The 7,722-nt window shown below is 65.1% G+C and carries 10 protein-coding genes and 1 tRNA gene; all 11 read right to left on the reverse strand.

The genetic code is table 11. The annotated features are described in order from the left end of the window. Entirely contained in the window at nucleotides 1–279 is a 279-nt protein-coding gene (rpsS, locus tag C0461_RS01555) for a 30S ribosomal protein S19 (RefSeq protein WP_021698475.1), read from the reverse strand. A gap of 1 nt (nucleotide 280) precedes the next feature. After that, nucleotides 281–1,117, reverse strand: a complete 837-nt coding sequence (gene rplB, locus C0461_RS01560) for a 50S ribosomal protein L2 (RefSeq protein ID WP_292103348.1) — start codon at nucleotides 1,115–1,117, stop codon at nucleotides 281–283. A gap of 4 nt (nucleotides 1,118–1,121) precedes the next feature. Beyond that, nucleotides 1,122–1,427: a 50S ribosomal protein L23 gene (locus C0461_RS01565; RefSeq protein ID WP_292103349.1), complete on the reverse strand. Its 306-nt coding sequence runs from the start codon at nucleotides 1,425–1,427 to the stop codon at nucleotides 1,122–1,124. Continuing rightward, nucleotides 1,427–2,065, reverse strand: coding sequence for a 50S ribosomal protein L4 (gene rplD / locus C0461_RS01570; RefSeq protein ID WP_292103351.1), 639 nt, complete (start codon nucleotides 2,063–2,065; stop codon nucleotides 1,427–1,429). Before rplD ends, C0461_RS01565 begins: the two co-directional genes overlap by 1 nt. Continuing rightward, nucleotides 2,062–2,820, reverse strand: coding sequence for a 50S ribosomal protein L3 (rplC, locus tag C0461_RS01575; RefSeq protein ID WP_292103353.1), 759 nt, complete (start codon nucleotides 2,818–2,820; stop codon nucleotides 2,062–2,064). The genes rplD and rplC overlap by 4 nt, the downstream gene beginning before the upstream one ends. Before the next feature lie 22 nt (nucleotides 2,821–2,842). Beyond that, on the reverse strand, nucleotides 2,843–3,148 hold the full coding sequence (gene rpsJ, locus C0461_RS01580; protein ID WP_021698470.1) for a 30S ribosomal protein S10: 306 nt from the start codon (nucleotides 3,146–3,148) through the stop codon (nucleotides 2,843–2,845). A gap of 349 nt (nucleotides 3,149–3,497) precedes the next feature. Then, on the reverse strand, nucleotides 3,498–4,466 hold the full coding sequence (locus C0461_RS01585) for a DUF2807 domain-containing protein (protein WP_292103356.1): 969 nt from the start codon (nucleotides 4,464–4,466) through the stop codon (nucleotides 3,498–3,500). 142 nt (nucleotides 4,467–4,608) lie between these two features. After that, the gene (gene nusG / locus C0461_RS01590) at nucleotides 4,609–5,187 is read right to left on the reverse strand and encodes a transcription termination/antitermination protein NusG (protein WP_292103358.1); all 579 of its coding nucleotides are present in this window, start codon (nucleotides 5,185–5,187) and stop codon (nucleotides 4,609–4,611) included. A gap of 22 nt (nucleotides 5,188–5,209) precedes the next feature. Then, nucleotides 5,210–5,509: a preprotein translocase subunit SecE gene (gene secE, locus C0461_RS01595; RefSeq protein WP_292103360.1), complete on the reverse strand. Its 300-nt coding sequence runs from the start codon at nucleotides 5,507–5,509 to the stop codon at nucleotides 5,210–5,212. Between the two features lie 71 nt (nucleotides 5,510–5,580). Continuing rightward, nucleotides 5,581–5,656, reverse strand: a tRNA-Trp gene (locus C0461_RS01600). A gap of 123 nt (nucleotides 5,657–5,779) precedes the next feature. Next, on the reverse strand, nucleotides 5,780–7,117 hold the full coding sequence (locus C0461_RS01605) for a hemolysin family protein (RefSeq protein WP_292103361.1): 1,338 nt from the start codon (nucleotides 7,115–7,117) through the stop codon (nucleotides 5,780–5,782). Nucleotides 7,118–7,722: the final 605 nt, after the last annotated feature.

Here is a 7,722-nt window from a genome sequence, read left to right on the forward strand (position 1 = left end):
TTACTTCCTCTTGGCCTTCTTGTCCGCCGCGTGACCCGGGAAGCTCCGGGTCGGGGCGAACTCGCCGAACTTCATGCCGACCATGTCCTCGGACACGTGCACAGGGATGTGCTTCTGCCCGTTGTGGACACCGAAGGTCAGGCCGACGAACTGCGGCAGGATGGTGGAGCGGCGCGACCAGGTCTTGATCACGTCCTTGCGGCCCGAGGTCTGGACCGTTTCGGCTTTCTTGAGGAGATACCCGTCGACAAACGGGCCTTTCCAGGACGAGCGGGCCATATCAGCGAGCCTTCTTCACGTGGCGGCTACGGATGATGAACTTGTCCGTGGCCTTGTTCTTGCGGGTGCGGGCGCCCTTGGTGTCCTTGCCCCACGGCGTGACCGGGTTGCGGCCGCCCGAGGTGCGACCCTCACCACCACCGTGCGGGTGGTCGATCGGGTTCATGGCGACGCCGCGAACGTGCGGACGGAAGCCCATGTGACGCTTGCGGCCCGCCTTGCCCAGGTTCTGGTTCATGTGGTCCGGGTTGGACACGGCGCCGATGGTGGCCATGCAGCCGTCCAGGACCATGCGCAACTCGCCCGAACCCAGACGGATCTGCGCGTAGCCCTGGTCACGGCCGACCAGCTGGGCGTAGGCGCCGGCCGAACGGGCCAGCTGGGCGCCCTTGCCCGGCTTCATCTCCACATTGTGGATGATGGTGCCGACCGGGATCGAGCGCAACGGGGCGGCGTTGCCCGGCTTCACGTCGACCTTTTCACCGGCGACGATCTGGTCGCCGGCCTTCAGGCGCTGCGGCGCGATGATGTAGGTCTTCTCGCCGTCGGCGTAGTTCACCAGGGCGATGAATGCGGTGCGGTTCGGGTCGTACTCAAGACGCTCCACCGTGCCGACCACGTCGAACTTGCGACGCTTGAAGTCGATCTTGCGGTACAGCCTCTTGGCGCCGCCGCCGCGGAAGCGGACGGCGATGCGACCACCCTGCCCGCGGCCGCCTGACTTGGTCAGGCCCTCGGTCAGGGACTTCTCCGGGCGGCCTTTGTGCAGCTCGGAACGATCGACCAGCACCAGGGCGCGGCGGCCCGGCGACGTCGGATTGAAATGCTTCAGAGCCATCGGTTCAGAGCCCCGTGGTGACGTCGATCGACTGGCCTTCGGCCAGCGTCACGATCGCTTTCTTGATGTCGTTCCGACGGCCCTTGATGCCGCGGAACCGCTTGGTCTTGCCCTTTTGAACCAGGGTGTTGACCTTGACGACGTTGACCTTGAACAGGCTCTCGACCGCAGCGGCGATCTCGTCCTTGGTGGCGTTGTCCGCGACCTTGAACACGACCTTGTTCTGCTCGGAGAGCAGGGTCGACTTCTCGGTGATCAGCGGCGCCAGGATCGTGTCGTAATGACGGGCGGTGGGTTGGGCGGCAGCCATTATGCGGCCTCCTTCTCGGAGAAGCGGGCCTCGATCGCCTCGACGGCGGCCTTGGTCAGCACCAGCTTGTTCGCGCGCAGGATGTCATAGACGTTCAGGCCGGCGTTCGGCAGCACGTCGATGTGCGGAATGTTGCGGGCGGCCAGACCGAAGCCGGCGTCCACTTCCGGACCGGCGATGATCAGGGCCTTGTCCCAGCCCAGCTTGCCGAAGGTGGCGCGCAGGGCCGAGGTCTTGGCTTCCTTGACCGTCAGGTCCGACACCACCACCAGCTCGCCGGCCTTGACCTTGGAGCTGAGGGCGTGGCGCAGGGCCAGGGCCCGGACCTTCTTGGGCAGCGAGAAGCCGTGATCGCGAACGATCGGGCCGAAGGCGCGCGAACCACCAACGAACTGGGGCGCACGACGCGAACCGTGGCGGGCGCCGCCGGTTCCCTTCTGCTTGTACATCTTCTTGCCGGTGCGGCTGTTCTCGTTGCGGGTCTGGACCTTGTGGGTGCCGGCGCGGCGTTTGGCCAGCTGCCAGTTCACCACACGGGCCAGAAGGTCGCCGCGGATGTCCTCGATGCCGAACACAGCGTCGTTCAGCTCGATGTCGCCGGCCTTCTTGCCGTCGAGATTGGTTACAGCGATTTTCATTGCTCTTCACCGCCTTCGGAGGCTTCAGCCGCCACGGCTTCATCGGCCGGCTTGTCAGCGGGTTGCGAAGCGGCTTCGGCGCCGGCCTTCCTGAACGCGCCGGGGAACGGCAGGTCGGCCTGGTTCTTCTTGTTGGCGTCGCGGACCTTCACATAGGCGCCGTCGTGGCCGGGCACAGCGCCCTTGACCAGGATCAGGCCGCGCTCGGTGTCGATGCGGACGATGGTGAGGTTCTGCTGGGTGACAGTCTCCTGCCCCAGGTGACCGGCCATCTTCTTGCCCTTGAAGACCTTGCCCGGATCCTGACGCTGGCCGGTCGAACCGTGCGAACGGTGCGACACGGACACGCCGTGGGAGGCGCGCAGGCCGCCGAAGTTCCAGCGCTTCATGGCGCCGGCAAAGCCCTTGCCGATGGTCAGACCCTGGATGTCCACCTTCTGGCCGGTGACGAAGTGGTCGGCCGTGAATTCGGCGCCCACGTCGATCAGCGCATCTTCCGACACGCGGAACTCGGTCACATACCGCTTCGGCTCGACTTCGGCCTTGGCGAAGACAGCTCGTTGAGCCTGGTTGGTTCTCTTCGCCTTCCTGGAGCCGGCGCCCAGCTGAAGCGCGACGTAACCGTCACGCTCCTGGGTGCGCTGGCCAACGACCTGACAGCCATCAAGCTGCAGGACGGTGACCGGAATGTGCGCGCCGTCTTCAGCGAAGACGCGCGTCATTCCCAGCTTCTTGGCGATCACGCCCGTACGCATGTCGGATCCCGCCTCTTCTCTCTTAAATCTTGATTTCGACGTCCACGCCGGCGGACAGGTCGAGCTTCATGAGCGCGTCCACGGTCTGCGGGGTGGGGTCGACGATGTCGAGCACGCGCTTGTGCGTGCGGATTTCAAACTGCTCGCGCGACTTCTTGTCGACGTGCGGCGAGCGGTTGACGGTGAATTTCTCGATCAGAGTCGGCAGCGGAATCGGGCCGCGAACAGTCGCGCCGGTACGCTTGGCCGTGTTGACGATTTCGCGCGTGGAATGGTCCAGGACGCGATGATCGAAGGCCTTCAGCCTGATGCGGATGCTTTGATCCATATCGGTTGTTTTTCCTACAGCGGTCGGTGGACCGCGTCCCTGTGAACCATTTCAAAGACCGGAGCCTTTGGGTCTGACGACCCTCAGGGTACGCACGTCCGCAAAAACGATCGGCCCACGCAGGAACCTGCGAAGGCCGGTGAACTCCTGGGCACTGTAAAGAACAGGGTCTCAGGTCGTTCCTGCGGGCCGCGTCTGCACCCGGGGGTGCACAGCCGGTCCAACAAGAGTGGGGGCTTATGACGGTTGATTCCGCTTTCGTCAAGCGGATCGCCGCCGGAAAAGCCGGAAAGACGAAAGGGCCCCGCGGACCGGCCGCGAGGCCCTCGCCTCAAATCCTCGCCCGGCCTTATTGGCCGATGCGAACGTCGCCAGACCCGGCGATGCTGCGATTGACGCTGCCCGTGGCCTCGGCCACCCAGACGTCGCCTGAGCCGGCGATCGAAACATTCACGTCGCCCGCGCGGCCGTTGAAGCGGACATCGCCTGAACCCCCGATGCGGATGTCGACGTTCGCCGCCTCACCACCGTTGATGGTGACTTCGCCAGACCCCCCGATCGCTATGTCCAGGTCGGGGCCGGTAATCCGCCCAAGTGTCACGTCACCCGAGCCCCCGATCCTGATGTCTGTCGACGCGGCAGACGCCACGTTCGCGCTCCCGGAACCCCCGATTGCGATTTCGGCGTCCCCCGTCGCACCCGTCCTGACAGCGCCCGAACCGCCAATCGCCAGATCCAGGGTCCGCGAGGTTCCCGCCCGGATCGTGCCCGACCCTGAGTTGCTGAGGTCCATGTCGCCGTCGGTGTTGGCCACGGTCCAGTCGCCGCAGCCGCGGTTACTCAGTTCGATGCTGCTGGCGCCCCGGCCGATAGAGCCGAACACCGCCCCGCCGGAGCCGCCCCGGACGATGCCGAGCAGGCGGCTGCGACCGCCCGAACGGCCGGCGTCCACGTCCACGTCGCGCGGCGTGCGCACCACCACAAGCGGCGCATCGCTGACATTGATGGTTCCGTGGCCCCGCACCTCGACCCGGGCGCCCTCCCCCGGCTGGCGCGCATCCGCCGGACCGGCGGTGCAGTTGCGCACCGCACTGCCCGACAGACCGCCATCGATGATGATGTCCGAGCCCCGGCGCGTCACCGTCAGGCGGTCCAAAGTGGATGATCCGTGTTCGATCTCCACGGCGATGTCGGTGCGGTCCTCGGGAATCACCACCACGCGGGCGACGGCGTCACGGATCTCCACCTCGCCGGCATGAGCGACCCCTGCGAGGGCGAGGGCGGCGGTGGCGGCGGCGACCAGATAGGCGGGTTTCATGGCTTGGTTCTCCCTGTCTTGTTGACAGGAATTCGCCACAAAGCCCGCGGGAAGTCATTTTAAATCGAGGTCATGAACCCTGTGTCATCTTTCCTTCTCCCACTGGGAGAGGGGGATGAGGGTCGGGACGTCTCGAACTGGATCAGTTCGAGACCTTCTCCACCTGGTTGTATTCCAGGTCCACCGGGGTCGGACGACCGAAGATGGACACGGCCACGCGCAGACGCGCGCGCTCCTCGTCCACGCTCTCCACCGCGCCGTCGAAGCTGGCGAACGGGCCGTCGATGACCTTGACGGTTTCGCCGATGTCGAACTGGATGGTGGGCTTGGGACGCTCCACGCCCTCCTCCACGGCGCCGATGATGCGCTCCACTTCCTTGTCCGAGACCGGCAGCGGACGCGTGCCGCCCTGGGAGCCCAGGAAGCCGGTCACCTTCGGAGTGTTCTTGACCAGGTGATAGGCCTCGTCGCTCAGCTCCATCTTCACCAGCACATAGCCGGGGAAGAATTTGCGCTCGGAGTTCACCTTGCGGCCGCGACGGATCTCGACCACGTCCTCGGTCGGCACCAGGATTTCGGAGAAATTCTCCTCAAGACCCTGCTGGCGCGCCTGGTCGCGCAGGTGCTGCGCCACCTTCTTCTCGAAGTTGGAGTGGGCGTGGACAATGTACCACTTGTGCCGGGGGTTGCTCGGCTTGGTTTCGGGCGCCGCATCGGTCACGTGCGCGTCTCCTTGTTTGTTTTTATCGGCCGAAGGAAATGATCTGCTGGAAGACCCAGCCCAGGCCGAAGTCCACCACCCAGAAGAACAGGGCGGCGATCAGCACCAGGATCAGGACCATCACCGAGGTGATCCAGGTCTCCTTGCGGCTGGGCCAGGTGATCTTGCGGGCTTCGGCGCGCACCTGAGACAGGAACTGGGCCGGCGAGGTCTTCTTCCTGGGCGCCGGAGCGTCCACGGTCACGGTTTGCCCCGCGCCCGCCGCCGCCGTCTGCGTCCTGTTTCCTCCGCGGCGTCCGCCGGGAGATTTCGCCTTGGCCATCTGTTCGTCTCTAACGCTTCAAAGGTGTCTGGATCGCCAGATGGGGAAGGTCCCATGCCGCGACAACGGGGTGGCAGGAGTTGAGGGACTCGAACCCACGACCCCCGGTTTTGGAGACCGGTGCTCTACCAGCTGAGCTAAACTCCTATGGCCCCGGACAAAGAACAGCGCGCCGCAAGGGCGGACCCCACGGCGCGCAAGGCCTTCGCCAGACCGGGGGCTATGCCCCACGCCGCGCCGCATTTCAAGCGGGGATGCGCGTCCGGCCCGTCAATCCTGCTCTTCAGCCGCCTCCCGGGCCGCCCGCTCTTCTTCCTTGCGGATCAACTGGGTGAAAAGCAGCTTGTCGATGCGGCGGTCATCCATGTCGATGACCTCCACCTCGAAGCGGCCCAGCTGCAGCACCTCGCCTTCATCCGGCACCCGGGACAATTTGTGCAGGACCAGGCCGGCCACGGTGTGGAAGCCGTCCGTCTCGCCGAACTCCTCGCCCAGCTCGTCGGCCAGTTCGTCGATGTCGGTGCGTCCGTCCACCAGCCAGCTGCCGTCCTCGCGCTTGATGATGTCGGCGTTGGGCTCGTCGTGGCTCTCGTTGAAGTCGCCGGCGATCATCTCCAGCAGGTCGGTGGCGGTGACCACCCCCTCGAAGGCGCCGTACTCGTCCACCACAAAGGCCATGTGGACCTTGGAGCCTTTCAGAATCTCCAGCGCCTTCAGCACTGATGTGGACTGGGGAATGAAGGCCGGTTCGGCGACCAGCTTCTCGATGTTGAACTCGCCGTTGTCGAGCAGGCTGTCCAGCAGGTCCTTCTTGTGGACCACGCCTATGGGATTATCCACGTCGCTCTCGCGCGCCACCACGATGCGCGAATAGGGGCAGGTGCGGATCTCGTCGCGCAGCTGCTTTTCGGTGTCGTCCAGGGCGATCCAGAACACCTCCGGGCGCGGCGTCATGGCCACCCGGATGGGGCGGTCCCCCAGACGCATGATCTCCTCGATCATCAGCTGCTCCTCGGGCTCGATGAGACCGGCCGAGGTGCCTTCCGCCAGAATGGTCTCCACTTCCTCCTGGGTGACGTCCGTGCCGTCCCTGTCCTTGATGCCCAGCGCCTTCAGGATTCCGGATGTGGAGATCGTGAGAAGCATCACGAACGGCTTGAGCACCACGGCCACAGCCGAGATCGGCGCCGCCATCAGGGAGGCCACCGCCTCGGGAAAGATCAGGGCGATCCGCTTGGGCACCAGTTCGCCCACGATCACCGACACATAGGTGATGCAGACCACCACCAGGCCCGTGGCGAACACCTCCGACCAGGCCGCTGCGGCCGGAAAGGTCGCCTCGAGGAAATCATTGATCTCGCCGGCGATGCTGGCCTGGCCGTAGGCGCCGGCGAGAATGCCGATGAGAGTGATGCCCACCTGGACGGACGAGAGGAACTGTGTCGGCTCCTCCGACAGCTTCAGCGCCTTGCGCGCACCCCTGTCGCCCCGGTCGGCGCGGGCCTGAAGTCTGGATTTCCGGGAGGACACGACCGCGATCTCGGTCATGGCGAAAAGCCCGTTCAGCACGATCAGGAGCAGAACGACAGCAATGGCTATGAGCAACATTTAGGGGGTTCGGAACCCGGAGACGCGGCGCGATCAGCGGCTGCCGCTTTGGCACATTATGCGATAGGCGCGGATTCCGCCACGGTTTCCTCGGAATGGGCCGGGTGCGATGCGTTCGTCAGAGGCTCATGCCGATGACGACGCCGATGAACAGCCCGATCCTGATCGCACGCAACATGGTTTCCAGATCCTTAACGTCCGCTTCCGAACGTAAAGACCAGCCCGCGGGTTGCAGCAACCGCCCTCGCCCCGTGGTTGCGGATTAACCGTGAGTTTTATCCTGGAGGGGGGGGCCAAGCTCGCCTCGCGGTTGAAGCCGTAAGGGCCTGCCTTCTCCCGATGGGAGAAGGGGGAACCCGCGCACGAAGGCGCGGAGCGGCTTCGTTCTCTGCGCGGGGGATGAGGGTCGTCAGGCCGTCAAAGGATAAACCCGACCCTCACCCTGCGCGCGAAGGACGGATGCTGGCGCATCCGTGCGCGCAGCCCTCTCCCATCGGGAGAGGGAATGGCAAAACGGCCCCGGAGTTTCCTCCGGGGCCGCTCTGTATTCAGTTCAGAAAACCGAGCTTACTCGGTGATCTTGGCCACCACGCCGGCGCCGACGG

The sequence above is a fragment of the Brevundimonas sp. genome, from assembly GCF_013823285.1.
Taxonomy (GTDB): Bacteria; Pseudomonadota; Alphaproteobacteria; order Caulobacterales; family Caulobacteraceae; genus Brevundimonas.